Source organism: Spirochaetota bacterium, from assembly GCA_035477215.1.
In the GTDB taxonomy this organism is placed as follows: Bacteria; Spirochaetota; UBA4802; order UBA4802; family UBA5368; genus MVZN01.
Window position 1 is genome coordinate 103,067 of record DATIKU010000053.1, and the last position, 26,014, is coordinate 129,080.

Here is a 26,014-nt window from a genome sequence, read left to right on the forward strand (position 1 = left end):
CTCTCGCGTAATAATGTTATTCAAGTATGGCAAGAATATCGTTTTCGCGCACGATCAGATACTCCTTGCCGTCATGTTTTACTTCCGTTCCGGCATATTTGCCGTACAGCACAACGTCACCCGCCTTGACGTCCAGGGGTACCAGCTTGCCGTCCTCGAACCGGCCTTTGCCGACGGAAACCACCTTCCCCTGCTGGGGTTTCTCCTTCGCGGTATCGGGGATAAAAAGCGCTCCCTGTTTCTGGAGCTCCTCCTCCAGCACCTCGATGAGGACACGATCTCCTAATGGTCTGATAGCCACGTTACTCCTCCTTCTCATAAAAAAGTTTTAGTAGAATTGCCGCAAACCCGGAGTCTTATGGCGCTCTCGCCCCGCATTACCGATGCGATACCACCCATCAGTCCGATTTGCACCAATCTATTGTATTCACGTCTCGCGCCGGGAAAACCCGGTCCCTGATACTCTCAACAGCCGGCAGGCTCAACCCGCATATCCCCGGGACCCCGGTATAAACGGCATAAAATTGTTTTATTTGATCTGCATAAAACTGTCAAGAAAATTATTAGCACTCAGTTTGATGAGTGCTAATAATTTAAGAATAACATATTCTTTATCCCCGATCAAGCACTATTTCAGACGATGAGAGGCGTTTAAAGCGAAATATATACTATAACCTTATTATTTGTACATTATTTTAAAGCAATGACAATAATGGGGAAAAACAACAGCAAAAATGCCTTAAACGGTCGATTTTCTCCCTCCCTGACGGTATGCGGGAGGATAATTAACACTGAGAAAACCGGTAGCACCGCCCTTCCGATGGAGGCATTCGACCATCTGCCCCGGTTGCATACCTCCCGGCATCGGAACCATGGCAACGTCTCCAGATCGAGGAGGGTCGTACGCTATGGCCGGTAATCGTCGGTGAAGCGTATGTCGATCCGGTCAACCATATCGCGAAATACGAGGAGCTTAAGTATGGCGCGACGGGGATTGCGCAGCGCGAAGGAATATCCTTTACGGCCATAGCGCTCGACCAGCCTGGTGACCGCCTGCAGGCCGCAGTCATCGATGATTTCAACCCTGGAAAAATCCAGCACAACGTGACGCCGGTCGCTCTTCTTTACGACGGAGGCAAGCTCGTCGTAAAACGATTCATTATTGAGCACGATCGCTTCGCCCAGCTCGATTGTGACGGTGCTCTTGTCTATATTTTCAAGTATGACGAAGCTAATCGGATTTGCCCCCCTTTTTCTCAAGCAGGCGCACGTCTTCAATTGACATTTCCTTATCCACGGCCTTGCACATATCGTAAACGGTTAGAGCGGCCACCGCTACCGCAGTCAGCGCCTCCATCTCCGCCCCGGTTTTACCCTCGGTTTTAATCTCGGAATAAATCCGCACCCCACCGGCATCCGGATCGACAGCCATCTGCACATCGACATAGTTTATCACGAGGGGATGACAGAGCGGAATAAGGGAAGAGGTTTCTTTGGCCGCCATTATCCCGGCAATCCGGGACGCCTCGAACGCGTTCCCCTTGGGGAGCAGGTTCCCGGAGATCATTTCAATCGTTTCGGGACTCATCCTGACGAATCCGCTCGCCCTGGCGCTGCGCGCCGTCACCGCCTTCGAAGAAACGTCGACCATCCGCGAATGCCCTTCGGCGTTATAATGGCTGAAATCCGCCATTGTCAGTATTTATGGTCCTGAATAAGCTGGATTACAAAACTTAAAATCCCGGAAAGAATATAAATAGAGATCACGACAAACACCGCCCACTGTTTTAGAAAAACTATCAGCAGGACAATAATTACGAAAAAGAGCAGCAATTTGACCCTGTGGTAGCTCTTAAGCAGCGAGGCCTGCGGCTTCTGGTATCTGAAGGTCGAAACCATTAAAAGGGCGATGATCACGAAAAAGACGGCAAAACCGATCCGGGGGATTTCGTCCCCATGGAAACAGACGGGAACCAGCGCTATAACGATCCCCGCCACCGGCGATGGCAGACCGCTGAACGAATTGGATACATGGGTTACGTTAAACCGCGCAAGCCGGTAGGCCGCGCAAATCGGGAATATCGAGGCAAGGAAAATGCCCATATCAACAGATTTTCCGAAAACGGGTACGATCATGCCCGAAAGGTAGGCCTGATAGGCAAGGTAACCGGGCGCGACCCCGAAAGTAACGCAGTCCGCAAGGGAATCGAGCTCGGCACCGATGGTGCTGTCGACCTTGAGGGCGCGCGCAATCGGCCCGTCAAGACCATCAAGCAGGGCCGCTCCCATGATTAAAAGGCCCGCAACCATGAAACCCTGCGGCGTACCCGCGCTTGCAAAAATAACCGATGTAAAACCGCAGAGAAGGTTCCCCATTGTCAGGGAGTTGGGCATCCACGCCAGATTCATGTCGATCCCTTTTGTTAAGTGTGACGTAGCCAGCGGCCGTTCGTCCCGCACGGAAAACACGGCGGGGTAAAAACGCTTACGAAGCGCCAAACCCGGATTTCATCATACAAACAAACTCGGATTCAGGCCCCCTGTCAATGAAAAAAAGGCGAAGATACGCCAGACCGATTCAAAACTCGTCCTTAAAACATGAGTCGAGCTCCTTATGGGATGAGAAGACGCGGTCCGCATTCGCGAGCCTTTCCGCGTCAAGTGTGGTCGTCAGGGCGAAACAACGGAGTCCGGCCGATTTTGCGGAGGCGATACCGAGCGGCGCGTTTTCAATTACGAGAACTTCTTCGGGTCGAAAACCCACTTCTTCGAGCGCTTTAAGATAGGGCTCCGGATGCGGTTTTCCGTTTTGTATGTCATCAACGGTTACAATGCTTGCAAAGCGCTCCTGAATGCTCCCGGGCAGGACATAGTTGACCGATCTTCGAAGCGAGCCCGTCACAAGGCCCAGGACGACCCCCTTCATTGATAGAAATTCGAGGATCCCGTTCACTTCCGGATACACATGTACCGGATGCCGTTCGAACAATTCGAGCTTCCTCTCCTGCAGGCTTTTCATTTCATCGGGAGACGGGATCGCCTGGCCCTTCGAGCGGAATATGTCTATTATCGAACCGATTCCCGACATGCCCTCCCTAAGATAAATATCCTCTGTAGAGAGCGTCAGCCCGTGTTCCCTGAAAACCCGAATCCAGCATTCCGCGTGCTGCCGCATGGAATCGACGATCACGCCGTCCATATCGAAGAGGATGGACCTGAACGCGCTCATCCGCCCAGCGTACGCTACCTGCACTTTTCCTCAAGGTGGGACAACAACTCTTTCTCGGATTCGATCCGGCGCGACATGACGTCCCTCCATCGCGGGGAAGGGGCCCCGAGGGTTTCCGCGAAGCCGCAGAGGCGCATTGCATGGTTCATATTGTGCAACTGCACTCGCCGCTGGTGAAGAATCCGGCATTCCAGCGCAGCGGGCATATCGATCGATCGCGCTATCTTTTCGGCTTCGGCGGCATAATACGAGGCGAGCTCCTTTTTCATTCGCTCATACATTACGGGGTTTATCATCCGGTGCAGGTTAATATCATTCAATTCCGCCGGATCCCGCTGCAGCATCTTCTTCAGTTCGACACGGGCCTCTTCGAACCTGTCTTCATTCATCAGCCGAACAAACGCGTCCTGGTACGACTCCCTGAAGCTCTGCGAAACGAGGAAACCTAATAAAATGGATGTAAGAGCCATGCCGATGGCGAACAAGGTTCTGAACTTCTTGCGGAAGCGATAATACAGTATTATCCCCGGAATTACGACATAGAAAACGACCTGTGCTGCGATTTTCCATTTTTCCATATAGTGTCCGCGCTTATTGTTTGGTTAATTCCGTGGTTATCGACACCCGCCGGCCGTGACGTTCGAAAGCCAGCCCTATGAGCCGGTCGATGAGCTCCGGATATGAAAGGCCGGCCGCTTTCCACAGTTTGGGATACATGCTGATCGAGGTAAAGCCGGGAAGCGTGTTGATTTCATTGAGATAAAATCGAGTGCCGTTTTTCTCGAGAAAAAAATCGACCCGCGCCATTCCCGAACAGCAGAGCGCCCGATACCCGCGAGAGGCCGCGTCTCTGATGCCGGCGGACAGCTCCGCCGGCAGATCCGCCGGAATACGCAAATCGGCCCCTTCGGGATCGATATATTTCGCGTCGTAGGAATAGAACTCGTGGCGCGGTATCACCTCTCCCGGCGGGGACACCTCGACCAGATCATTGCCAAGCGCCGAGCACTCAATCTCGCGGCAGCCGACGGCCTTCTCCACCATTACCTTGGTGTCGAACAAAAACGCGTTTTCAACCGCTTCTTCGATCAGGGCCGCACCGGTCACCTTTCGCACACCCACCGAAGAGCCCGCGGTAACCGGTTTTACGAAAACGGGAAAACCGAATTCGCTCTTTACCCGCTCAACGATCCGTTTCGCTTCAGCTTCCCATTGCGCCCTGCGAATCGTTATCCAGGGCACAACGGCGATCCCGGCGTCGCGTAGCAGCCGCTTTGCGACGTCCTTGTCCATCCCCACCGCCGAGCCGATAACGTCGGCGCCCACGTAGGGCACCATGGCAAGCTCCAGAAGACCCTGCAGCGTTCCGTCTTCACCGAATGTTCCGTGCAGTACCGGGAATACGACATCCACATATCGCCGCCGGGAGCCGTCGATATCGTGCAGCCACAGTTTCCGGCCGTTTTCAAAATGATTAACAAGCCAGGTGCCGGTCTTTTTGATGGCAAGCACTTTGCCGAAATCCTTATCATCAATAATCTCCGCCGGTTCCTGCACGTACCAGCGCCCGGTACGGTCGATCCCGATGGCAGTCACCTCATACTTCGCCGTATCGATGGCGGAAAACACCGACGCGGCCGAGCAGCGCGACACCTCGTGCTCGAGCGACCTTCCGCCGTAGAGTAATCCGACTTTAATCATGTCCTACTTCTCAAGAAACTCCGCGTGAATGACCTTTGACGCAAGCTCCATAAACTTGGCGTCGATCACGCACGAAATCCCTATTTCGGAGGTGGATATCATCTCGATGTTCACACCGTGGTCCGCGAGCGCCTTGAAAATGCGCCCGGCCACGCCGTAGCTGGAGGTCATCCCCACGCCGATCGCCGAGACGATCGCGATATCCTCCTTGTAATCGACCTTTGTTCCGCCCAGTTCCTCCCTCAGCTCCTCGCAAATCTCGAGCGCCCGCTTAAGCTCGCTCTTAAGCACCGTGAGCGAAATCGACGCGATTCCGTCGTGCCCGGTCGACTGGACGATCATGTTTACCGAAATCTTGTTCTCTCCGAGCTTTCCGAAAAGCGTGGCGGCGATACCGGGGCGGTCGGGGATGTTTCGAATGGTGAGCTTCGCCTCGTCGGCCTTGTGGGTAACGCCGCTTATGACGAATTTTTCCATCATCTCTCCCTTTGGCATAACGATAGTCCCCTCTTCGTAGATAAAACTCGACCGCACGTGCAGTCGTACGTTGAATTTCTTGGCGAACTCGACCGAGCGCGGATGCAGCACCTTCGCCCCCAGCCGGGCGAGCTCGAGCATCTCGTCGTAGCTGATCTCTTTCAGTTTCCTCGGATTCTGGATCACCCTCGGGTCGGCGGTATACACGCCGTCCACGTCGGTGTAGATTTCGCAATCGCGCGTTTCAAGCGCCGCGGCAAGCGCCACCGCCGAGGTGTCGGATCCGCCGCGCCCCAGGGTGGTGATGTTCTCATCGGCGTCGATGCCCTGGAACCCGGCGACGATCACAACCTTGTTGTCTTTGAGCGACGAAACGATTTTTTCAGTGGCGATGCTCGCTATTCGCGCGTTCGAATGGTTGCCGTCGGTGAGCACCCGTATTTGTGAGCCCGTGTACGAGATCGCGCCCAGGCCGATTTCATGAAGCGCCATGGCAAGAAGCGCGATGGAAACCTGCTCGCCGGTGGCCAGCAACATGTCCATCTCTCGTTTGGATGGACTCGCGCTGATTTCGCCCGCAAGTTTTACGAGCGCGTCGGTCGATTTACCCATCGCCGAAACAACCACCACGACAAAATAGCCGTCGCCCACATAGGTCTTTATGCGCTCGGCAACCGCCTTTATCCGCTCGGGCGTCCCAACGGAGGTGCCGCCGTACTTCTGGACGATGATTTTAAGGTCGGACATGGCTTGCCTCGTACATACACAATTCAATGATAAATCATCATGCGCTAATAGCGGCTGGTATTAAATTGCACAACTATAATTCACCCGGCATTACAATAATTTTCAAGAATGCGGCACAGAAGACGGGCGGCCGGAAAGAGTCGGGCCGGGCCGGATGGTTTTTGCGCGTTTACAGTAGGGTGACAAGCCGCACTTCCAAGTTATTTATATTAAAATAAATATATTTATAATCTGGAACGAAAGCGATCATGGAATATTCACGATTGTTCCGGCATCAGTCTCATCAATGACCAGAGGGACACCGGTAAGTTCAACGAAATTCGCACCTCGCCCCGGCAACTCACCCGGATTTACCGCTCCATTCCAATAGTAAACACGGTACGTGCGTCCGACCGGCACGTTTGTAAAAGTGAAAGTGCCAGTCGTCGTATAGGTAACAAGCGGCGGGATCCTGAACGATTTCAGGCCGTCATTGTAATCTTCCCAAGGAACCGCATAATCACTTTCATACGTCGTCTCATCATTGACGATAACGGCAAAGGCGTTATAGTCTTCCTTGTAAACTTCGTATTGAAGAAAATAATCAAGATAGGCCTCGATATCTGTCGAATCCGCGAGTATCGGCGCTTTGGGAGGAGAAAGGGTAGTACTCCGATCCCCCGCTCCCGGTGCTAAGGTATAATCCGCAATGTCGTTCTCGGCATATATCGCAACAACATAGCTATTGGCGCCTGCCCCGCTATCATTAATCGTCGCCGTTTTCCCCGGCACGTACGCACGGGCCACGGCGATCACGTTACCGCCTATATCCTTCTCGTCCGCCTGGACATCCCGCAACCAGTCCGACAGGCCGAAATAGTGAACCAGACCTCCGGTATAATCGTATTCATACACTTTTATGAAGTTCTTCACCACAAGCCTGATCTCGAGAACGGTCTCTTTGTCTTCTTTGTCATAAATGAGGCCGCCATCGATTGGAATCGATAAAGGGAAAATGCGGTTCACCCGGCCGGATTCCAATCGCAGGCTATCGTAGTAGGAGTTAACCTGGAGCTGGTTAAAATCAAAGCCCTCCACGGCCTTCTCCGCGAAAATAGTCTCGACATTCTGCGAATAAGTCCACACGCCGCTGATCCTTTCAAACTGGGCGGCGTTGTTGAATATCATCTTTCTTATATACATACCCACATGGCTGTAGGTACCATTGGGCACGTCGTCGTTCGAATACCCTATCCCATCGGTAAAAAAAGGCTCCAGGTCGTCCATGCCCGCGTTATAAGTCTCTCGATAGTTTGCGAATTTCTTTCCGCCAAGTCGAAGCTCCGCAAAATCGATCATAAAGCGCGTCGGGAAATCCATCTCATACGGGGTAACCCCGTCGGTTTCATATACCACGCTGTTGAGGGAATCATCAACTTCCACATCATCGAGGATAACTCCGGTGTCCAGGGGCCGTGAATTGTTCGACTCGTACGTTCCCTTGATCACCACTTTCAGTCGATTGGTCGCAAGCTCGTCGAACAGCGCCTGGTCGCCGCACGCGGTAAAAACCGCCATAAAGACCGGCACAATCACCGCGAACCATTTCACGCCAGGCCTTTTCATTTCCCCCCCAGGTTGAAATACAGCGTTATGCCGGTATTGACGATATGGCCGTTATGCGTTGCGCCCGGCAGGTAGCTTTCATAAATAAAGAGATAATCGATGCGCAGCCCGATGTTGATGTAGCGCCCCGCCGGAAACGACGTCTCGAAACCAATCATGCCCATGGGGTCCCACTGGCTTTCGTTATCGGGCTTGATTTCCACGTTGGCGCCCCCGGCGCCCGCCTTCACCTGGAAGGCGAGCGCGAACTTGATCGGGATCCGGTATATCATGGAACCGTACACCGGCCACAGCGTCAGTTCGTTGACCCCGTCCGATTTAAAACGCTGATACGAGGCATCGAACCCAAGTTTGAGCGGCTTGTAGGGCGTATTATAGCGGAAATAAAGCCCGCCCCCGAGATTGGTATCGACGTCATCGCGCGTGGTGTAGACCGGCGTAACCGGACCGAACCACACGCCCGCCTGCGGGCGCAAAAAATAATCGGTCGCCGCCCTGCGCTGCGCGAACGCCTCGCCGGAGGCTGCCAGGATTATCGCAATTACAGCCGCTATTCTTATCGATTTCATTCGCCGGTGCCGGAGGTACAATTAATCAGTATCCATTGATGAAAAAATGTTACCGCCTGTCGTCTGCGGTCGAGGTACTATCGGAAATGCCCGATCTGATGTCAATTAAATTAAAACTAATACGCCGACTCAAAAGTCACAAGCGCAGGATCGTACTCGACATTTTTCAGATAAAGTCCGTAAGGCGGCGCGGTGACTCCCGCTTCGTCCCTGTCGCGCCGCTTTAGTATCTCGAGCATGCGCACCGGCGGATCGCCACGCCTGTGCATATCACACAGGGTGCCGACAATGATGCGTATCATATTATGAAGAAAGGCGTTTCCCCGTATGCGAATCGCGATAAGCTCATCATTTTTATCGATCGTAATGGAATCCACTCGCCGCATCGTGCCCCCGCCGGCGGATATCTTTTTACAAAAGGAAGCGAAGTCATGCTCGCCCACAAGATGACCCGCGGCCGCGCGGAGATAGCCCACATCGAGAGGATGGTGCACCCACATGGCCCGACGCAGCATAAAGGGGCTCCGCTGTCGGCCATTGTATATCAGGAAGAGGTATTCGCGCCCGACGGCGTCGAAACGCGCATGGAAGTCCGGCGGCACGGCGTAGGCGTTTTTTATCGCGACGTCCCGATCCAGAATGCCCGAAAGGCCGATACAGAGCCTGTCGAGCCTGACGGGCGAATAGCAATCCAGGTGAGCCACCTGCCCCAGGGCATGTACACCGGAATCGGTCCTTCCCGCAGCGGTCAGATTGCACGCCCTGCCGGTAAGGATTTTTACCGCGCGTTCGATCTCTCCCTGGACCGTTCGACCGCCGTTTTGCACCTGCCAGCCGTTGAATCCGCTCCCATCGTACTCTATAAGTAACGCTATTCTGGCGAGGCTTCCGGTTCGGTCCGCTGTTTCCATTGATCGAGCATCTGGTTCATACGGTCATAGAGGTTACGGGTCATATCGATTAAAGCCCCAGGTTTGGACTTGGACGATTTCCCCGAACCGAAAAGCCTGCTCAGGTAGCGTTTCGTCTTCTCGAAATTTTCGATGCGCTTCGCGATATCAGTTTCGAGCCCCCCCACTTTGAGCGTAAGCACCGCGTTCATGTATAAAATGCCTTCATAGCTCCAGTTCTTGTCATAGTCCGGGCCGATATTCCCCGCCGCCTCCATGGTCTCGCCGCCGTTCTGTACGAGTTCAAGGACCTCCTGGTAGAACCGGTAGGCCTTCTGGTAGAAAAAGGCGGAAATCTTTTTATACGGCCGTTCCGGCATTTCCTCCGCAAGGTCGCTGAAGAGCCAGGCCGCCCTGATCGACGAGACCGCCTTCTTGAACGTGGGGGCCACCTGCCTGATCCTGAAGGTATAGCAATCCACGGCCAAGAGGTATGAGGCCGCCCCCAGCAGAAGGTCCCTGTTCCGCTCGAAGCTCACATCGCCAAAAAACTTTTTTACCGAGTTCACCCGGGCCCGGGTCGTCGCGCTGATCTTTTCGGTCTCCGCGCCGGTGATTTCCGAAAAATCCCTTGGATAAGCCGCGTAATAACACCGGGGGCAGACGATTACCAGGTACGCAAGCGGGTAAACTTTCCCGAATTTCGCGTTTTTTTCGAAGATGCGTCGTAATTCATCGGTCAATGTACCCGCTATCAGGCGACCTCCGCCTGTAAGCATCTCCTCCCGATGGAATTCGTACGAGCAGATCGGGCACTTAGTCGCTTCCTTCTGCCTGAAGGATATCTTCTTTTCGTCCATAGCGCGGATGAAACCATTCCTCTACATTGGCTGGCCTATTTAATCCCACAGCATAAAGGATAATTCAACCATATTTTTTACCTAAAACCGGCCGGTGCTGTCCGCCTGTCCAGATTCAACTTCAGCAATTTTCATTGATCGGATACCCCGGTCCGCGTCCTAAATCACGACCCGTCCGGAATGGCTCACCTGTGTTAAGAGTACAACAGGACCTGCCGATAATGAGTAAAATACCGTATTCGAGGTTCGGAATGAACACGCGAAAAGCCTTTGTATCGGGCGCAATTATTTTTTTTGCGATAACTTCGGCGCCCCTCCCCGGATTGGCGGTGTCATCCGCCGTTAAATCCCAGTCGGATTACGTGTTCACACTCAACCACATCCGCGAGTTGCGCGTAATAGTCGATAATTTCGGCGATGATGCGCAGAAAAAGCAGTTTGATGAAATTAAAACCGTATTCAACCGTGCCTCCGAGGAATTCTACGCCCAGAACTTCGTCTCATCGTATCAAAAATTCTTTAACCTCAAAGAGCGCCTTTCGGTTTTCATGGAGACAATCGCCGCGATGTATATCAAGCGCTCGCAGGATATACTCGATTCGACCTCCAAGGCCTCGTTCGACATACTTATCAATTACGGCAGAGGGGGGCCGATGGCGAAATATTTTCGAAAGCCATTCAATCCACTCGAAGACATCAAACCGTATAAGGAGGAGGAATACCACTTTTTCCACAGCCGGGAGACCATCGAACGCTATCTTCGCGGAGGCTATAAAAATCTTCAGGACGCGCGAAACCTCGTTGCGGACCCGGATCTTGAAGTAATCAAGGCCAAAAAGAACAAGACATCGGCCAACCTCGATTTTTTAATCCATCGATATTCCATTGCCGTCGAAAACTGCAGGCTGGCCAAACAGTACGGAATCGAGATACATAAAATGATAAAGGTCCACCAGATGGGGGATATCCAGCGCAAGTATAACCTGCCCGGCGCGACACTCGAGCCTATTTTCGATGACCGCATCCCCGAAGAATTCAAGGTCGATGCGAACGACAATATCAAGCTAATCCACTCGATCGAAAAAGAGCGTCTGACCAGGAAGCAACAGGCAATCGGAAAATAAACTCTGGCATATCTGCTTTCGATAAAATAAGAAAGCCCCTGGAACGGGGCTTTCTTTATGGCCGGTTGACTGCTAATAACTACTTCTTGTCTTTAGACTTGTCCTTCGGCTTGTCCTTCGGCTTGTCCTTCGGCTTGTCCTTCGCTTTGCCCTTATTCTCGCCCGCCTTCTTCGCGGCCGATTTGCGCTCTACTAATTCGACGATCGCCATTTCCGCTGCGTCTCCGGGCCTTCTCCCCAGAAGATACAGACGCGTATATCCGCCGTTACGCCCCTTGAATCTCGGCGCGATGTCGTCGAACAGCTTTTGCACCACGTCGCGGTCTTTTATCGTCTTCATGACAATGCGTTTGTTATGCAGCTTTTTATCGGCCGCATCCTCGGGAAGATCTATATTATCCTTCGCACGGGTTATTATCTTTTCCGATATCCTTTTCAGCTCACGCCCCTTTTGTTTCGTCGTGATTATCCGCTCCTTTTCGAATAAAGAGGTAACCATGTTGGCGAACATTGCCTTGCGATGCGACTGCGTCCTGCCGAGCTGCCGTACGCTGTTCTTGTGTCTCATTGAATCTCTCCTCGATTATTCCTTCAATCCAAGGCTCAGGTGATTGACGTCCAGCCTTCCCTTAATCTCCTTGAGTATCTGATCGCTGTAATGTTTGGACTTTTTCAGCTCTTCCTCGGTCTTCCTCACCAGGCTCTCAAGATCATTGATGTCGAGACTCTTGAGGGTGTTGTACGCCCTTACGGAAAGTTCGAGCTCGTCGATGGACCTGGCAAGAACATTCTTTATCCTCTCAATATTTTCATCAACCACTTCGGCCTCTTCCTCGATCTCCTCCTCGAAGTTGATGAAGATGGTCATGTGGTCTTTGATGATCTTCGCCGCCTGGGCCAGCGCGTCTTCCGGGGATATGGAGCCGTCAGTCCAAACCTCGAGTATCAGCTTGTCGTAATCCGTTCGCTGCCCGACTCGTGTGTCCTCGATCTTAACGTTCACTTTTTTAACCGGCGTAAAAATCGCGTCTATCGGAATGACGCCGATCGTTTCCGTGTTGCCCTTATTCAACTCGGCGGGGACATACCCCCTTCCCCTCTCAACCTGTATCTCGAGGTCGATCTTCGCTTTTTCATTGAGCGTCGCGATTTTAAGATCCTGGCTCATTATCTCAATGTCTGAATCTACATTGAAATCCGCTCCTGTAAGCTCCCCGGGACCCTGTTTGATCACGTGCATCACTTTCGGAAGTTCGCCGTGGTATTTCAGCCGCAGCTTCTTGAGATTAAGGATTACTTTTGCAACGTCCTCGTAAACTCCTTCGATCGCGTGAAACTCGTGCGGGACCCCCTCGACTTTAATCGCGGTAATCGCCGAACCTTCTATGGAAGACAAAAGCACCCTGCGAAGCGAGTTGCCGACCGTCAGGCCGTACCCCTTCTCAAACGGCTCCGCGATAAAGCGCCCGTAATCTTTCTCCAGTTCATCATGTTCAAAGACAATTTTGCTCGGTCTCTTAAAACCTTTTAAAAGGTTCTTTGGGGCCATTATAACCTCCGGTGTTCAGCCGCACAACAGGATATCCGCGCTACGGGGCACAGAATCACTTGGAATACAATTCAATAACCAGCTGCTCATTAAACGGAGCGGCAACGTCCTGGCGTGCCGGCAATCTCAATATCTTTCCCTTCTTGCCATCAAAATCAACTTCAACCCACTCCGGGAGCGAACTCAAAGCCTTGGACAGCTTAATCGAATCTTCCACCGTCACATTGGCCTTGTATTTCTCGGCTATTTCAACCAGGTTTCCCTCTCTAATCCTGAACGACGGTATGTCCACCCTCTCCCCGTTTACGAGAATATGCCCGTGCTGTATCAGCTGGCGGGCCTGCATCCGTGATGACGCAAACCCGATACGGTAGACCACATTGTCGAGTCTTCTCTCGAGCAGGGACAGCATGTTGTCGCCGGTGACCCCCTTCATCCTGTTCGCCTCTTCGAATATCAGCCGGAACTGCTTTTCAAGGAGACCGTAGCTTCTTTTGATCTTCTGTTTTTCACGCAGCTGTACGCCGTATTCCGACAGCTTCCCCCTTCTTTTACGGGGAGGCCCTGGAGGATATTTCTTTTTCTTGATCGCACACTTGTCCGTAAGACAGCGCTGCCCCTTCAGCATGAGCGGGGTCATCTCCCTTCTGCACAGCTTGCACGATGGTCCGGTATACTTTGCCATATTGCTCCTCTCGATCCTCTCAGACTCTGCGCCTTTTCGGCGGGCGGCACCCATTATGCGGAATCGGCGTAATGTCCTTGATCTTCGTCACCGAAAGGCCCGACTGCGAGAGGGAACGAATCGCCGCCTCCCTGCCGATTCCCGGCCCCTTCACCAGCACCTCGACAGTGCGAAGGCCCGCCGTATCGATCGCTTTCTGAGCAGCAACCTTTGCCGCCATCTGCGCCGCGAAAGGAGTCGATTTACGCGAACCTTTGAAACCCTCGCCGCCCGATGACGCCCACGATATTACATTTCCCTGCATATCGGTCAGGGTGATAATGGTGTTGTTATACGTGGCCCGGATAAACGCCTTTCCGACCGGCACGTTTTTCTTTTCTTTCTTCTTCGTTCTTTTTTGCTTCACGGATATTCTCCTTTTGCGCGTACAATATCGCTATTTCTTCTTTTTGCCCATCAACGGCTTCCTGTTACCCTTTCGGGTCCTTGCGTTGTTTTTTGTGTTCTGGCCCCGGACCGGCAGCCCTCTTCGATGGCGAATCCCCCGGTAACAGCCGATGTCCATCAATCGCTTGACATTCATCGCCACCTCGGTCCGAAGATCACCCTCCACCTTGAAGTTTTTTTCAATCGTCTGTCTGAGCACGTTGATTTCCTCGTCGGTAAGGTCTTTCACCCTCGTATCGGGATTGATCTTCGCGGCCTTCAGTATCTTTCCGGCACCGGCATCGCCTATGCCAAAAATATAAGTAAGCGCCACTTCGATCCGTTTGTTGTTGGGCAAATCTACGCCTGAAATACGTGCCATATATAACCTCTTATTTTGCCGTTCTCTTCTTCTGACGCTGCTTGTGCCTGGGGTTTGCGCAAATAACCATTACAACCCCATGACGCTTTATCACCTTGCATTCAGAACATACCTTCTTGACCGAAACGCGAACCTTCATCACTGACCTCGTGTAAATCGCTGTATAGAACGCGTAAAAAGAACCCCCGGACTACTTCGCCCGGTAGGTAATTCTCCCTCTGCTCAGGTCGTACGGCGACAATTCAACCGTAACCCGATCGCCGGGAAGGATCCGAATATAATGCATCCGCATCTTGCCGGATATGTGCGCGAGCACTACATGCCCGTTTTGAAGCTTAACCCTGAACATCGCGTTGGGAAGCGGCTCAACCACAACGCCTTCAACTTCTATGGGTTCTTCTTTTGGCATATATCCACTCTATTTCAATTAAAATTTTTACCACTCGTCAAAATTTGAGCTTTTCCGTCAACGATCGCGACCGTGTGCTCGAAATGCGCCGAAAACCTGCGATCCCTCGTAATCACCGTCCAACCGTCGCCCAGTACCTCAACATCGCGACCCCCAGCGTTTATCATCGGCTCAATCGCGAAGACCATCCCCTCCCTGATTCTCGGCCCCTTCCCGGCATCACCGAAATTCGGAATCGACGGCTCCTCGTGGAGATTCTTTCCAATGCCGTGTCCGACAAACTCCTCAACAGGTGCGAACCCGAAACGGGTAACATGGGCCTCAACGGCATGGGACACATCCGAAACTCTGTTGCCCGCCACCGCTTTTTCGATGCCCCTGTACAGAGATTCCCGCGTTACATTGAGGAGGCTTTCGATATCCTCGCCGACCGAACCGATCGCGTAACTTCGCGCCGTATCTCCATAGTAATCTTTATAATAAACACCGATATCAATTCCGATGATATCGCCGCTTTTAAGCCGTGTATCCCTGCTCGGAATCCCGTGAACCACCACCTCGTTTATCGAGGTGCATACGGCCGCGGGAAATCCCTTGTATCCGAGAAACGCGGGGGACGCACCGGATTTCCTGATTGCGCTTCGAGCAAGGGTGTCGATTTCGTGGGTTGAAACGCCGGCGCCGATGATCGTCTCTATTTCGTCAAGCACGCTTGCGGCTATCAGACAGGCGTTTTCAATCCTTTTTATCTGCTCTTTGTTATAAATATAAATACCCAATGCCCGCCCGCATACCCGTCGAAGAAGCCTTTACTGGTACCTCCCGCGGATCCGTCCTTTTTTTATAAAGCCGTCGTAATGACGCATAAGCAGCTGCGACTCTATCTGCTTGAGCGTGTCCAGCGCAACGCCGACAATAATAAGCAGCGACGTTCCACCGAAAAGATAGGCCATCTCATGCGATACTTCCTCCGGCCATATCCGGATAATAAAGTCCGGGAAAATGGCGATCAGCGCGAGAAAAATCGCCCCGGAAAGCGTGATGCGGTTCAGTATACGCGTAATGTAATCCACAGTGTTCGGACCCGGCCTGATCCCGGGGATGAATCCACCGTATTTTTTAAGATTATCCGCAATATCCACCGGATTGAACTGTATCGCCGTGTAAAAATAGCAGAAGAAAATTATAAGAATGGCGTACATGAACATATAAACGCCGTGGCCGGGCGAAAGCCAGTACTGCAGCCTCTGTAATATCGCATACTCACTGCCACCCAGCATATTGCTTATCTGCGCCGGGAACAAAATGATGGAGGAAGCGAAAATGATCGGTATCACTCCAGCCGCATTCACCCTCAGCGGGATCGCCTGAGACGACATCTGCACCATGCGCCGTCCGACCACTCGTTTGCCATAATTAACCGGGATTTTACGTATGCCCAGTGTCAGAAGAATCGACGCCGCCACCACCATCACGAAAATTCCCATCAGTACGATGCCGATAATAGGATCGCTGCGATCCACTACCCGCTGCCATGTGTCCATCACGGCGGCAGGCACCCTTACGACAATACCGGCAAATATTATCAAGGAAATTCCGTTTCCTATCCCGCGCTCGGTAATCACCTCGCCGAGCCACATGAGTACCATGGTGCCCGTGGTAATCGCCATAACGGTCACAATAATAAAACCGATCCCCGCGTCCTTCGGCACCACCGCGCCCTTCGCCGACACCATCGATTTCATCCAGAAAGTAAGCCCCATGGACTGAATGGCGCATAACAGAACAGTCCCGTACCGGGTATATTGATTGATCTTTTTGCGGCCTTCGGGGCCTTCTTTGGAAAACCGCTCAAGCTGAGGTATGACTACCGTTAAAAGCTGCATTATGATCGAAGCGGAAATGTATGGCATTATTCCAAGCGCAAAAATCGTAAACCGCTTGAGCGCTCCCCCTGCGAACAGATCGAAGAAATCGACAAGTCCTCCCGCCTGGCTGCTCTTCGCGGCCTGGTCGAAATACGATTTCAGCGCGTCAACATTTATGCCGGGTATGGGAATATGCGCGCCTATCCGGTATACGATAAGTATGAACAAAGTAAAAAGTATCCTTCTGCGGAGTTCCGGAATTTTGAATACATTGACTATCGCGCTGGCCATTGGGACCCCTTAGCTTTCCTGCTTTTGCGCTGCCGGCTGGCCGACAATAGCCTTGCCGCCCGCTTTTTCTATCTTTTCTCTGGCCGTGGCGGAAAACGCATCGGCGTAAACGGTCATGGCTTTGTCGATCGATCCATTTCCCAGGATTTTGATTGCACTGTTCTTTCCCTTGACAAGTCCGCGCTTCTGAAGCAATTCACGGTCTATTTCCGCGGCGTCGATCTTTCCCAGTTCCGTCAGGTTGACCACGACAAACTCCAGCCTGAACAGATTATTGAAACCGCGCTTGGGGACCCTGCGCTGCAGAGGCATCTGGCCGCCCTCGAACCATGCGCGCCGTTTCGCCCCGGATCTGCTCATCTGGCCTTTGTGACCCCGGCAGCTCGTTTTGCCATGGCCGCTGCTCATTCCACGCCCCACTCTTTTTCTGCTTTTAATCGATGCGGGCTTTTTCAGTGTATAACGCTCTTCCATGTCTCACGTGCTCTCTACTTTTTTATTTCCCTGACTTCAACGAGGTGGTTCACCTTCATGATCATCCCCCGAATCACCGGGTTGTCGTCGTGAATCCTTGCCGCATTCATCCTTCTCAGGCCAAGCGCGGTCAGAGTCTTGCGCTGGTCCGGCTTTTTTCCGTTCCTGCTTCTTACCTGTTTTACTTCTATCTTTTTCGCCATGTGCTCCACCTCGTCAGGCTTCCCATAATTTGTTCAACGGGATTTCACGCAGATCGGCGGCCTCTCTGAGGCTCCTTAACTGAATCAACCCATCAATTGTGGCCTTCACCACGTTGAGCGGGTTGCGCGAGCCCTGAACTTTTGCAAGTACGTCGTGTATTCCCGCTCGTTCGATGACCGCACGCACCGACGCACCCGCAATAATTCCTGTACCGGGCGATGCGGGCTTTAGAATGACGCGCGCAGATTTAAATTTGCCAATTACCTGATGAGGAATGGTGTTCTTTGTTCTGTTGACTTTATATACGTTTTTCTTTGCCGCTTCCACGCTCTTTCGTATCGCGTCGGGAACCTCATTGGCCTTGCCGAAACCGACTCCGATATGTCCCTGGCCGTCTCCTACCACCGACAGCGCGCTGAAAGAAAAACGCCTTCCACCTTTCACCACCTTCGCTACGCGGTTGATTGTGACGACTTTCTCAACGAGTTCCAGACCGTCGTTCTTGATTTTCTTCCTAAGCACCTTCATCAGAAACCACCCTTAAAATTCCAGACCATTTTCACGCATGGCGTCGGCGAATGCCTTTACCTTGCCGTGATACAGATAGCCGTTGCGGTCGAACACGACCTTCTTAACGCCGAGCTCTACCGCCTTGCCTGCAATAAGTTTACCGAGCGTCGTTGCCGCCTCCTTGTTGCCGCGGTTTTTCATCTGGGGGAATTCCGGACTCAAAGTCGACATACCCAGGACGGTATGCCCTGCAACATCGTCGATAATCTGTGCGTAAAACCCCTTGTTACTCCTCGATATGCAAATCCGCTTGCGGCCGGCGACAATGCGGATTTTTCTTTTAACGCTCAACCGCCTGCGGGCATATCGCTTTTTTTTAAGTCGTATTTTATCCATTATTTTTTACCTGTCTTACCGGCTTTTTTCCGCACCTTTTCGTTTTTATAGCGGATTCCCTTGCCTTTATAGGGTTCCGGCGACCGCAGCTCCCTGATGTTCGCCGCCACCTGCCCGACAACCTGTTTGTTGATTCCCGTAACTTTCAGCTTTGTCGGTTCCAGTACCTGGACGGTTATACCCGCCGGAGGAGTGTACGTTATATTGTGCGAATATCCCAGCTGGAGAACGACATTTTTGTCCTGCTGGCTGGCGCGGTAGCCCACACCAACGATCTCGAGATCCTTTTCGAATCCCTTCGAAACACCGATTACCATATTGGCAAGGAGCGCCCTCGAAAGCCCGTGAATGGCGTCCAGCTTCTCCACTCCCGAATTAGGATTCGTCAGGACCTCCACCTCCTGAGCCTGCAGCTTCAGCTCGATCCCCTGCATAAGCTCCATCGCCTCAGTCCCAAGCGGGCCTTTGATTGTTACGCTGCGATCCTTTACATCCACGGTAACGCCGCCGGGGATCGGAATGATCTTTTTCCCTATTCTTGACATGTCAGCTCACTCACTGTCTCGCGTTATGAAATCTCGCACACCACTTCGCCGCCCACATTAAGCTTCTTGGCGGCCTTGTTCGTTATAATTCCTTTCGAGGTTGAAAGAATCCATATGCCCACATTGTTATAAACAGGACGCAAATCTTCGGCGCCTATGTATACTCTCCGCCCGGGCTTGCTGATCCGTTTAAGGCTGAGCATAGCCGACTGGCTGCTCGTACCGTACTTGAGGTATACCCTCAAGAGTTTCTGTTTATTATCATCGATCAGCTTGAAGTTCTTTATAAAACCCTCGTCTTTAAGTATCCTCGCAATCGCGACCTTCATCTTTGATGACGGAATATCGACCTTCAGATGCCCCGCCTTTACAGCGTTGCGCATCCTTGTCAGCATATCGGAAATGGGGTCGGAAACGCTGCTCATAATACCACTGCTCCACTAAATAGATTTTTTACCATGACGATTTGGTAACACCCGGGACCTTCCCCTGGTTGGCAAGCTTACGGAAGCACAGCCTGCACATATCAAATCTCCTCATGTATGCGCGGGGCCTTCCGCAAATCTTGCACCTGTTGTGCTTGCGCACGTCGTACTTCGGAGTCTTAATGCTTTTAGCGATCATGCATGTTTTGGCCACGTCTATCACCCCTGTTCCCTGAACGGCATTTTAAACTCGTCGAGCAATGCCTTCGTTTCTTCTTTGGACTTGGATGTAGTCACAATTGTGATGTTAATTCCGTGAATCTTGTCAACCTTGTCGAAATCAATTTCCGGAAAAATGATCTGTTCCCTGATAGAAAAATTATAATTGCCGAAATTGTCGAAGGATTTCGCCGAAAGCCCCTTGAAGTCCCTGACCCTTGGCAGCGCAATATTGATAAGCCTGTCCAGGAATTCGAACATCACGGCACCGCGCAGCGTCACTCGGCATCCGACATCGTATCCTTCCCTTATTTTAAAGTTGGCGATCGATTTCTTGGCCACGGTCTTCACCGCCCGCTGACCGGAGATTTTCGTAAGCTCCTCTATTGCGGCATTGATGGCGTTCTGATTCGCATGGGCGTCGCCCATGCCGACGTTAAGAACGATCTTCTCGAGCCTCGGCACCTGCATCACCGATTTATACTTTAAGCGGTCCATAAGCCGCTTTTTTACGTTCGTGTCGTAATCGACCTTAAGCCGTGCAGCCATCGCATTCACCCTACTTGTCCAGACTCTTACCGCATTTTTTACATACCCGGTTTTTGCCGGAATCCTTTATCTCCATTCCCACCCGAACGCCCTTTTTGCATTTTTCGCAAAATATCATCACCTTCGAGATATTAACCGGATATTCGAGATTGATGGCCCCGCCTTTGGGATTTTCCTGCGACGGGCGGACAAACTTCTTCTTCTTGTTTATGCCCTCTATCACCGCGCGCCCCTTTGATATGTCGACGAAGAGTATTTTCCCTTTTTTACCCCTGTCAGCGCCCGATATCACAACGACATTATCGTTCTTCTTTAACTTCGTGCTTGCCATTGCTCATTGCCTCTTATAGTACTTCCGGAGCAAGGGAAACGATCTTCAGAAAATTCCGATCCCGAAGCTCCCTGGCCACCGGCCCGAAAATACGCGAACCCTTGGGCTCGTTCTTGGCATCGATTATCGCCACCGCGTTGTCATCAAAACGAATATACGATCCGTCTTTTCTTCTTACCGGCTTGCTCGTCCGGACGACAACCGCGCGAAGAACCGCCTTCGTGTGCACCTTTTTGCCGGTCGAATCCTTCAATCCGTAAGAAGGCTGAGAGTCCTTCACGGCCACCACGATGATGTCGCCGACCGTGGCATAGCGTCTTCGCGTGCCGCCGAGTATCTTTATACACTGCACTTTTTTCACGCCGCTGTTGTCGGCGACATTCAACATCGTTTGTACCTGGATCATGACAAACCCCTACTTCACCTTCTCGATTATCTCGACCAGACGATACCGCTTGTCCTTCGAAAGCGGCCTCGTTTCCTCTATTCTCACAAGGTCGCCGATGGAACACTCATTTTTCGCATCGTGGCCCTTGATCCTTTTCGTCATCCTGACCGATTTCTTGTAAAGTGAGTGCATCATGAGCCTTTTTATCTCAACAACGATGGTCTTGTCCATCTTGTTGCTCACCACTTTACCGACGATCTGCTTCTTGTTTTTTTTCGCGGTCTCCATGAAACACTAACGCTCCTGATGAATTGTTATTTCCCTTTCGGCGTCCGTAAGCCGAGCACGTATTCCCTCTTGAGCGTCAAAATCCGCGCGATATGTTTCCTGAGCGTGCTCACCCTCTTGGGATTATCGACCTTGCTGGTAACACTTTTAAAGCGCTGCTTGCGTATTTCTTCCTTCGCCTCGCGCATGCTTTTGTCGAGCTCTCCCATGTTGAGTTCCTCGATTTTTCCCTTCATGTTTCTATCCCTGTGCCTGTTACTTTTCGATCCCTATTATCTTCGTTTTTACCGAAAGCTTGAAAGCCGCCAGCCTTAATGCGTCTTTCGCCAGATCTTCGTTTACCCCGGCAATCTCGAACAGGATTCTTCCAGGTTTGATGATCGCCACCCAACCCTCGGGATTGCCCTTCCCCTTGCCCATACGGGTCTCGGCGGGTTTTTTGGTGACCGGATAATCCGGGAAAATCCTGATCCAGAGTTTTCCGCCGCGTTTAACTTTTCTCGAAATGGCCACACGGGCGGCCTCTATCTGCTTGCTCGAAATCTTGCCGCACTCCATGGATTTCAGTGCGAACTCCCCGAAGGAGATCGTCGATCCGCGAAAGGCCTTGCCCTTCATCCTGCCGCGCTGCAACTTCCTGAATTTAGTCCTTTTGGGCATTAACATGGCAACATCCTCGCTTACTTCGTCTTCCTTTTAACGGTATACTTGTCCTCGTCCGATTCCTCTTTCTTGGAAAGTATATCGCCGTTATATATCCATACCTTTATTCCGATCAGCCCGAAGGTCGTAAGGGCCTCCGCCGTTCCGTAGTCGATATCCGCGCGAAGCGTATGAAGCGGTATCCTTCCTTCTTTGTAAGACTCCGCTCTCGAAATCTCCGCCCCGTTCAATCGTCCCGAAATTGCGACCTTGATGCCGAGGGCGCCGCCGCGGATCGCGCCGGCGATCGCCTGCTTGACCGCGCGTCTGTATGGAAATCGTCCTACTACCTGCGACGCCACCTGCTCGGCTACAATCTTCGCGTTCTTTTCGGGCTTTTTGACTTCGTTGATATTGATATAGATGTTTCTCGAGGATATCTTCTGGAGCTCACCCTTCAGTATCTCAATGTCCGAACCTTTCTTTCCTATGAGAAGTCCCGGTCTGGAAGCGTGTATATTTATATTCACCCTGTCCGGGTAGCGTTCTATCGCCACCTTGTATATCCCGGCGTTTTTATGCTTCGCCTGAACATGGCGCTGGATGGCGAGGTCTTCGTGCAAATTCTTCGCATACAGCTTCTTTTCCTCGTACCATACAGAATCCCACGTGCGGTTGACGCCGACTCTAAAACCCGTCGGATTAACTTTCTGACCCATAGCGTCCTTCCGTACCTCTTAGTTTTCGTTCGATAAAATGACAACGATGCTGCTTGTCCGCTTCCTGAGCCTGGAAGCCCGTCCGCGGGCGCGGGCGCGGAAACGCTTCATCGTGGGCCCTTCGTCCACGGTTATTTTCTTTATGAAGAGATCCTTCTCGAGAAGATCCGGTTTCTTGTACTTCGCATTGGCACCCGCGGAATACAGGGCCTTTAAGATAAGCTTTGACGCCTTGCGGGGAACCGCCTTGAGCACGTCGACAGCCTCAGGAAACGAGTAACCCCTGATCTCATCGGCAACGAGGCGTGCCTTCTGGGACGAAATCCTCTGATATTTTGATATTGCCTTGGCTTCCATCATAATTCCTCGCCTATTTCTTCTTCTTCGCTACCTTGTCGTCCCTGCTCGTATGTCCCCGGTAGGTACGGGTCGGCGCGAATTCGCCAAGCTTGTGCCCCACCATCTGCTCGGTGACATATACCGGGATAAAATTTTTCCCGTTGTGTACCATCAGCGTATGCCCGATCATTTCAGGAAAAATCGTCGAACGCCGGGACCAGGTTTTCAGGGCCTTCTTCGTATTGGTTGAATTCATCTCTTCTACCTTCTTGAAGAGTTTGATGTCAATATACGGGCCTTTCTTGATAGAACGAGCCATGGCTTACTTCCTTCTCTTTATGATCATGGAATTGCTGTACTTTTTCTTCTTTCTCGTCTTATACCCCTTCGTCGGCATGCCGGTGGGCGACACCGGATGACGTCCGCCCGAAGACTTGCCCTCGCCGCCACCAAGCGGGTGGTCAATCGGATTCATTGCAACGCCGCGTACTTTCGGCCTCTTGTTCAGCCAGCGCGACCTTCCCGCCTTTCCGATCGTTACGTTTACATGGTCCTTATTGCCGACCTCACCTATAGTTGCATAGCACTCTTTATTGATCTTCCGGATTTCGCCGGAGGGGAGCTTCACCATGCAATAATCGCCTTCACGCGCGGCTATCTGCGCACTCGTTCCGGCCGATCTGACTATCTGGCCGCCCTTGCCTCGGTGAAGTTCAATATTGTAAATATTCGTGCCGACCGGAATGTTCTTGAGCGGGAGGCAGTTGCCCACCTTGAACTCGGCGTTCTCGCCCGAGACAATCGCATCTCCAACCTTGAGCGACATCGGCGCAATTATATACCGTTTTTCCCCGTCAGCGTATGCGATAAGCGCGATGTTCGCCGATCTGTTGGGATCGTACTCTATTGTTGCCACGCGTCCTTCGATATCGTATTTATTCCGTTTGAAATCGATAATTCGGTATTTTTGCTTGTGTCCGCCGCCGCGTCTGCGTACGGATATCTTTCCGTTGTGGCCCCTGCCCGCAAACTCTTTCTTCCCGACGCAGAGCGGTTTGTACGGACTGTCGGAGGTGATCTCCTCCTTGGTCAGAACCGTCTGAAAACGCCTTGTATTCGTAACCGGCTTAAATTTTTTAATTCCCATGTCAGTTTTCCTGTTCTTTCGTTTGCGGCACCCGGCGTCACTGGTTTTCGAAGAGGTCTATCTTCTCGCCTTCTTTAAGCGTCACTATCGCCTTTTTCCACGCGGTCGTTATGCCGTACTGGTGGCGAACCCTCTTCTGTTTTCCCCGCACAATCATCACGTTTACCCTCTCGGCGGTAACGTTGAATATTTCCTTAACCGCCTTTTTGATCATGTGCTTGTTGGCCTTTAGTGACACCCGAAAAACGTACTTTGCGCTCTCGGAAAGCTCGGTACTCTTTTCTGAAAGAACCGGCCGTATAATTACGTCGTTATAATCCATTGCTATTCACCTTTTGTGTACTTCTCGTTCAGGTACTTCACGGCGCCCTCGGTAAGAATGAGCGTTTTCGAATAAAAGATGTCCCTTCCGGAGATCCTCTGAACATTATTATAAACAAACCATGGGATGTTGCGCAAGGCTCGCTTCAGCATCGCGTCTTCGCTGTCGGTGATCAGTACACCCTTCTGGACGTTCAGCGCCTTGCCAATCACCGCGATCTCTCTGGTCTTGCCGCTCTCGACCTTTAAATCCTCGACAACCTTTATGGAGCCCTCTTTTGCCTTGAGCGAGAGCAGCGCACGGTAAGCGGCGCCCCTCATGCCCTTCGGGAGTTCTATCCTGTAATCACGCTGATGGGGACCGAAAATAGTGCCCCCCCCCTTCCACTGCGGCGCCCTGATGCTTCCCTGGCGCGCCCTTCCGGTGCCTTTCTGCTTGTACGGCTTGGCGCCTCCGCCTCTTACAAACGAACGCTCTTTCGTACAGTGCGTGCCCTGGCGAAGGTTCGCGTTCGCCGCCTTCACAAGCTCGTATATAAGGACATCATTAATCTTTGCGTTGAAAACGCGGTCGTCCAGCTCAACCTGTCCGACCACCTTTCCGTCTTTTGATAATTTATCGAGGATCATTACGCGCCTGCCTACTTCTCTTTGACTGTGATCAGGGAATCCTTGCGCCCCGGTACCGCCCCGGAGATGAGAACGATATTTTTTTCCTTTAGTACCTTGACGATTTTCAGGTTCTTAACCGTTACCCTCTCTCCGCCGTCCCTGCCGGGCATCTTCTGCCCTTTCCAGACTTCTCCCGGAAAAGTATGCGCACCGATGGAACCGGGAGCGCGATGGAAATCGGAACCATGCGTCTTACGGCCACCGCTGAACCCGTGCCGCTTCATGACGCCGGCAAAGCCCTTCCCTTTCGTTATTCCAGTAACATTTACCACCTGGTTCTCGGCGAAGATCTCGCAGGTCAGGACGCTTCCCACGTCAAGGGAATCGTCGAAAACCTCGACCTCACCCATAACGCTCACGGGGATGATGTTTCTCTTTTTGAAATCTCCTAAAATCGGCCTGGTCACCTTGCGCTCCTTAATCTCTTTGAACCCAAGCTTGAGCGCGGAATAACCGTCCTTTTCAGGTGTCTTCTTTTGCACGACTACGCAGGGGCCCAGCTCACAGACCGTAACCGGTACCATGGTACCGTCCTCGGCTATATACTGACTCATCCCGATCTTTCTTCCAATAAGCGCCTTTTTCATCGCACTAACCCATACTCTTAAGAGAATTGTTCCCTATCAGCTTCACAGAAACATACCCGATATGTGAAAATCGCAAGCCCGGGTTCAGGATTTTATATCAACAGAGACACCGGCGGGGAGTTCGAGCTTCATCAGCGCCTCAACCGTATCGGAGTTCGGGTCGATGATGTCGATCAGGCGCTTGTGAGTGCGTATCTCAAATTGCTCACGCGACTTTTTATTGACGTGCGGCGACCGTAAAACGCAGAACTTCTCGATCTTGGTAGGTAGCGGAATCGGCCCCGCTACCCGCGCACCGCTCCTGTTCGTCGTCGCGACTATCTTTGCCGCTGACTGATCCAGCAGCTTGGCATCGAAAGACCGCAACTTGACCCTAATTTTTTGCCCTGTAATCTTCGCCACTGTAGTATCCTGTCCTAACTTAGCTTGTTTTGTCAGATCGAAAC

General features: G+C 52.0%; 43 protein-coding genes. 1 reads left to right on the forward strand and 42 read right to left on the reverse strand.

Annotated elements, in window-relative coordinates:
- Positions 1 to 16 precede the first annotated feature (16 nt).
- The 12 genes from groES to VLM75_13220 form a co-directional block, all read right to left on the reverse strand.
- Positions 17 to 319, reverse strand: coding sequence for a co-chaperone GroES (gene groES / locus VLM75_13165; protein HSV97865.1), 303 nt, complete (start codon positions 317 to 319; stop codon positions 17 to 19).
- A gap of 587 nt (positions 320 to 906) precedes the next feature.
- Positions 907 to 1,260 carry an STAS domain-containing protein gene (locus tag VLM75_13170; protein ID HSV97866.1) on the reverse strand — a complete coding sequence of 118 codons (354 nt, stop codon included), beginning with the start codon at positions 1,258 to 1,260 and terminating at the stop codon, positions 907 to 909.
- Positions 1,232 to 1,693 carry a cyclic pyranopterin monophosphate synthase MoaC gene (gene moaC, locus VLM75_13175; protein HSV97867.1) on the reverse strand — a complete coding sequence of 154 codons (462 nt, stop codon included), beginning with the start codon at positions 1,691 to 1,693 and terminating at the stop codon, positions 1,232 to 1,234. The genes VLM75_13170 and moaC overlap by 29 nt, the downstream gene beginning before the upstream one ends.
- Positions 1,694 to 1,695: 2 nt before the next feature.
- Entirely contained in the window at positions 1,696 to 2,409 is a 714-nt protein-coding gene (pssA, locus tag VLM75_13180) for a CDP-diacylglycerol--serine O-phosphatidyltransferase (GenBank protein HSV97868.1), read from the reverse strand.
- Positions 2,410 to 2,578: 169 nt separating this feature from the next.
- Positions 2,579 to 3,229 carry an HAD family phosphatase gene (locus VLM75_13185; protein HSV97869.1) on the reverse strand — a complete coding sequence of 217 codons (651 nt, stop codon included), beginning with the start codon at positions 3,227 to 3,229 and terminating at the stop codon, positions 2,579 to 2,581.
- 14 nt (positions 3,230 to 3,243) lie between these two features.
- Positions 3,244 to 3,807 (reverse strand): hypothetical protein, encoded by a 564-nt coding sequence (locus tag VLM75_13190; GenBank protein HSV97870.1) that lies wholly within the window; start codon positions 3,805 to 3,807, stop codon positions 3,244 to 3,246.
- A gap of 13 nt (positions 3,808 to 3,820) precedes the next feature.
- Positions 3,821 to 4,930: a D-alanine--D-alanine ligase family protein gene (locus VLM75_13195; GenBank protein HSV97871.1), complete on the reverse strand. Its 1,110-nt coding sequence runs from the start codon at positions 4,928 to 4,930 to the stop codon at positions 3,821 to 3,823.
- 3 nt (positions 4,931 to 4,933) lie between these two features.
- Positions 4,934 to 6,154, reverse strand: coding sequence for an aspartate kinase (locus VLM75_13200; GenBank protein HSV97872.1), 1,221 nt, complete (start codon positions 6,152 to 6,154; stop codon positions 4,934 to 4,936).
- Positions 6,155 to 6,400: 246 nt separating this feature from the next.
- Positions 6,401 to 7,759, reverse strand: coding sequence for a hypothetical protein (locus VLM75_13205; GenBank protein ID HSV97873.1), 1,359 nt, complete (start codon positions 7,757 to 7,759; stop codon positions 6,401 to 6,403).
- Positions 7,756 to 8,328 (reverse strand): outer membrane beta-barrel protein, encoded by a 573-nt coding sequence (locus VLM75_13210; protein HSV97874.1) that lies wholly within the window; start codon positions 8,326 to 8,328, stop codon positions 7,756 to 7,758. Before VLM75_13210 ends, VLM75_13205 begins: the two co-directional genes overlap by 4 nt.
- 116 nt (positions 8,329 to 8,444) lie before the next feature.
- On the reverse strand, positions 8,445 to 9,239 hold the full coding sequence (gene truA, locus VLM75_13215; protein ID HSV97875.1) for a tRNA pseudouridine(38-40) synthase TruA: 795 nt from the start codon (positions 9,237 to 9,239) through the stop codon (positions 8,445 to 8,447).
- Entirely contained in the window at positions 9,200 to 10,078 is an 879-nt protein-coding gene (locus VLM75_13220; GenBank protein ID HSV97876.1) for a DUF2225 domain-containing protein, read from the reverse strand. Before VLM75_13220 ends, truA begins: the two co-directional genes overlap by 40 nt.
- A 251-nt stretch (positions 10,079 to 10,329) precedes the next feature.
- On the opposite strand from VLM75_13220, the gene VLM75_13225 reads away from it, so the two are divergent.
- A complete protein-coding gene (locus tag VLM75_13225; protein ID HSV97877.1) occupies positions 10,330 to 11,202 on the forward strand; it encodes a hypothetical protein in 873 nt (290 codons plus the stop codon).
- Between the two features lie 79 nt (positions 11,203 to 11,281).
- Here the strand turns inward: VLM75_13225 and rplQ are convergent, their stop codons facing one another.
- The 30 genes from rplQ to rpsJ form a co-directional block, all read right to left on the reverse strand.
- Positions 11,282 to 11,770, reverse strand: coding sequence for a 50S ribosomal protein L17 (gene rplQ, locus VLM75_13230; protein ID HSV97878.1), 489 nt, complete (start codon positions 11,768 to 11,770; stop codon positions 11,282 to 11,284).
- Between the two features lie 15 nt (positions 11,771 to 11,785).
- Complete coding sequence (locus VLM75_13235; GenBank protein ID HSV97879.1) at positions 11,786 to 12,751, reverse strand: DNA-directed RNA polymerase subunit alpha; 966 nt, start codon at positions 12,749 to 12,751, stop codon at positions 11,786 to 11,788.
- Positions 12,752 to 12,806: 55 nt separating this feature from the next.
- Positions 12,807 to 13,436 carry a 30S ribosomal protein S4 gene (rpsD, locus tag VLM75_13240; protein ID HSV97880.1) on the reverse strand — a complete coding sequence of 210 codons (630 nt, stop codon included), beginning with the start codon at positions 13,434 to 13,436 and terminating at the stop codon, positions 12,807 to 12,809.
- A gap of 19 nt (positions 13,437 to 13,455) precedes the next feature.
- Positions 13,456 to 13,848, reverse strand: coding sequence for a 30S ribosomal protein S11 (gene rpsK / locus VLM75_13245; protein HSV97881.1), 393 nt, complete (start codon positions 13,846 to 13,848; stop codon positions 13,456 to 13,458).
- Positions 13,849 to 13,872: 24 nt separating this feature from the next.
- Complete coding sequence (gene rpsM, locus VLM75_13250; GenBank protein HSV97882.1) at positions 13,873 to 14,244, reverse strand: 30S ribosomal protein S13; 372 nt, start codon at positions 14,242 to 14,244, stop codon at positions 13,873 to 13,875.
- Between the two features lie 10 nt (positions 14,245 to 14,254).
- Positions 14,255 to 14,383: a 50S ribosomal protein L36 gene (rpmJ, locus tag VLM75_13255; GenBank protein HSV97883.1), complete on the reverse strand. Its 129-nt coding sequence runs from the start codon at positions 14,381 to 14,383 to the stop codon at positions 14,255 to 14,257.
- A 51-nt stretch (positions 14,384 to 14,434) separates the two neighbouring features.
- On the reverse strand, positions 14,435 to 14,653 hold the full coding sequence (gene infA, locus VLM75_13260) for a translation initiation factor IF-1 (GenBank protein HSV97884.1): 219 nt from the start codon (positions 14,651 to 14,653) through the stop codon (positions 14,435 to 14,437).
- 14 nt (positions 14,654 to 14,667) lie between these two features.
- Positions 14,668 to 15,432 carry a type I methionyl aminopeptidase gene (gene map, locus VLM75_13265; GenBank protein HSV97885.1) on the reverse strand — a complete coding sequence of 255 codons (765 nt, stop codon included), beginning with the start codon at positions 15,430 to 15,432 and terminating at the stop codon, positions 14,668 to 14,670.
- Positions 15,433 to 15,462: 30 nt separating this feature from the next.
- Positions 15,463 to 16,812, reverse strand: coding sequence for a preprotein translocase subunit SecY (gene secY, locus VLM75_13270; protein ID HSV97886.1), 1,350 nt, complete (start codon positions 16,810 to 16,812; stop codon positions 15,463 to 15,465).
- A gap of 9 nt (positions 16,813 to 16,821) precedes the next feature.
- The gene (gene rplO / locus VLM75_13275) at positions 16,822 to 17,286 is read right to left on the reverse strand and encodes a 50S ribosomal protein L15 (GenBank protein ID HSV97887.1); all 465 of its coding nucleotides are present in this window, start codon (positions 17,284 to 17,286) and stop codon (positions 16,822 to 16,824) included.
- 14 nt (positions 17,287 to 17,300) lie between these two features.
- A complete protein-coding gene (gene rpmD / locus VLM75_13280) occupies positions 17,301 to 17,489 on the reverse strand; it encodes a 50S ribosomal protein L30 (GenBank protein ID HSV97888.1) in 189 nt (62 codons plus the stop codon).
- 13 nt (positions 17,490 to 17,502) lie between these two features.
- Complete coding sequence (gene rpsE, locus VLM75_13285) at positions 17,503 to 18,018, reverse strand: 30S ribosomal protein S5 (protein HSV97889.1); 516 nt, start codon at positions 18,016 to 18,018, stop codon at positions 17,503 to 17,505.
- A gap of 12 nt (positions 18,019 to 18,030) precedes the next feature.
- Positions 18,031 to 18,396: a 50S ribosomal protein L18 gene (rplR, locus tag VLM75_13290; GenBank protein HSV97890.1), complete on the reverse strand. Its 366-nt coding sequence runs from the start codon at positions 18,394 to 18,396 to the stop codon at positions 18,031 to 18,033.
- Positions 18,396 to 18,941: a 50S ribosomal protein L6 gene (rplF, locus tag VLM75_13295; GenBank protein HSV97891.1), complete on the reverse strand. Its 546-nt coding sequence runs from the start codon at positions 18,939 to 18,941 to the stop codon at positions 18,396 to 18,398. Before rplF ends, rplR begins: the two co-directional genes overlap by 1 nt.
- A gap of 23 nt (positions 18,942 to 18,964) precedes the next feature.
- Complete coding sequence (rpsH, locus tag VLM75_13300) at positions 18,965 to 19,366, reverse strand: 30S ribosomal protein S8 (protein HSV97892.1); 402 nt, start codon at positions 19,364 to 19,366, stop codon at positions 18,965 to 18,967.
- 28 nt (positions 19,367 to 19,394) lie between these two features.
- On the reverse strand, positions 19,395 to 19,580 hold the full coding sequence (locus VLM75_13305) for a type Z 30S ribosomal protein S14 (protein HSV97893.1): 186 nt from the start codon (positions 19,578 to 19,580) through the stop codon (positions 19,395 to 19,397).
- Positions 19,581 to 19,585: 5 nt separating this feature from the next.
- Positions 19,586 to 20,134, reverse strand: coding sequence for a 50S ribosomal protein L5 (gene rplE, locus VLM75_13310; protein HSV97894.1), 549 nt, complete (start codon positions 20,132 to 20,134; stop codon positions 19,586 to 19,588).
- Positions 20,135 to 20,144: 10 nt separating this feature from the next.
- Complete coding sequence (gene rplX / locus VLM75_13315) at positions 20,145 to 20,465, reverse strand: 50S ribosomal protein L24 (GenBank protein HSV97895.1); 321 nt, start codon at positions 20,463 to 20,465, stop codon at positions 20,145 to 20,147.
- Positions 20,466 to 20,478: 13 nt separating this feature from the next.
- Entirely contained in the window at positions 20,479 to 20,871 is a 393-nt protein-coding gene (rplN, locus tag VLM75_13320; GenBank protein ID HSV97896.1) for a 50S ribosomal protein L14, read from the reverse strand.
- A 9-nt stretch (positions 20,872 to 20,880) separates the two neighbouring features.
- Positions 20,881 to 21,141: a 30S ribosomal protein S17 gene (gene rpsQ / locus VLM75_13325; protein HSV97897.1), complete on the reverse strand. Its 261-nt coding sequence runs from the start codon at positions 21,139 to 21,141 to the stop codon at positions 20,881 to 20,883.
- Between the two features lie 26 nt (positions 21,142 to 21,167).
- Complete coding sequence (rpmC, locus tag VLM75_13330) at positions 21,168 to 21,377, reverse strand: 50S ribosomal protein L29 (protein ID HSV97898.1); 210 nt, start codon at positions 21,375 to 21,377, stop codon at positions 21,168 to 21,170.
- A gap of 19 nt (positions 21,378 to 21,396) precedes the next feature.
- Complete coding sequence (rplP, locus tag VLM75_13335; protein HSV97899.1) at positions 21,397 to 21,807, reverse strand: 50S ribosomal protein L16; 411 nt, start codon at positions 21,805 to 21,807, stop codon at positions 21,397 to 21,399.
- Positions 21,808 to 21,821: 14 nt separating this feature from the next.
- Positions 21,822 to 22,502 (reverse strand): 30S ribosomal protein S3, encoded by a 681-nt coding sequence (gene rpsC, locus VLM75_13340; GenBank protein HSV97900.1) that lies wholly within the window; start codon positions 22,500 to 22,502, stop codon positions 21,822 to 21,824.
- Between the two features lie 18 nt (positions 22,503 to 22,520).
- Positions 22,521 to 22,859 (reverse strand): 50S ribosomal protein L22, encoded by a 339-nt coding sequence (rplV, locus tag VLM75_13345; GenBank protein HSV97901.1) that lies wholly within the window; start codon positions 22,857 to 22,859, stop codon positions 22,521 to 22,523.
- A 13-nt stretch (positions 22,860 to 22,872) separates the two neighbouring features.
- Positions 22,873 to 23,160, reverse strand: a complete 288-nt coding sequence (rpsS, locus tag VLM75_13350; GenBank protein ID HSV97902.1) for a 30S ribosomal protein S19 — start codon at positions 23,158 to 23,160, stop codon at positions 22,873 to 22,875.
- Positions 23,161 to 23,163: 3 nt separating this feature from the next.
- A complete protein-coding gene (gene rplB, locus VLM75_13355; GenBank protein HSV97903.1) occupies positions 23,164 to 23,988 on the reverse strand; it encodes a 50S ribosomal protein L2 in 825 nt (274 codons plus the stop codon).
- Positions 23,989 to 24,025: 37 nt separating this feature from the next.
- Positions 24,026 to 24,310 (reverse strand): 50S ribosomal protein L23, encoded by a 285-nt coding sequence (gene rplW, locus VLM75_13360; GenBank protein HSV97904.1) that lies wholly within the window; start codon positions 24,308 to 24,310, stop codon positions 24,026 to 24,028.
- A gap of 2 nt (positions 24,311 to 24,312) precedes the next feature.
- Positions 24,313 to 24,939 (reverse strand): 50S ribosomal protein L4, encoded by a 627-nt coding sequence (gene rplD, locus VLM75_13365; GenBank protein HSV97905.1) that lies wholly within the window; start codon positions 24,937 to 24,939, stop codon positions 24,313 to 24,315.
- A gap of 11 nt (positions 24,940 to 24,950) precedes the next feature.
- Positions 24,951 to 25,568 carry a 50S ribosomal protein L3 gene (rplC, locus tag VLM75_13370; GenBank protein HSV97906.1) on the reverse strand — a complete coding sequence of 206 codons (618 nt, stop codon included), beginning with the start codon at positions 25,566 to 25,568 and terminating at the stop codon, positions 24,951 to 24,953.
- An 84-nt stretch (positions 25,569 to 25,652) separates the two neighbouring features.
- On the reverse strand, positions 25,653 to 25,961 hold the full coding sequence (rpsJ, locus tag VLM75_13375; protein ID HSV97907.1) for a 30S ribosomal protein S10: 309 nt from the start codon (positions 25,959 to 25,961) through the stop codon (positions 25,653 to 25,655).
- Positions 25,962 to 26,014 lie beyond the last annotated feature (53 nt).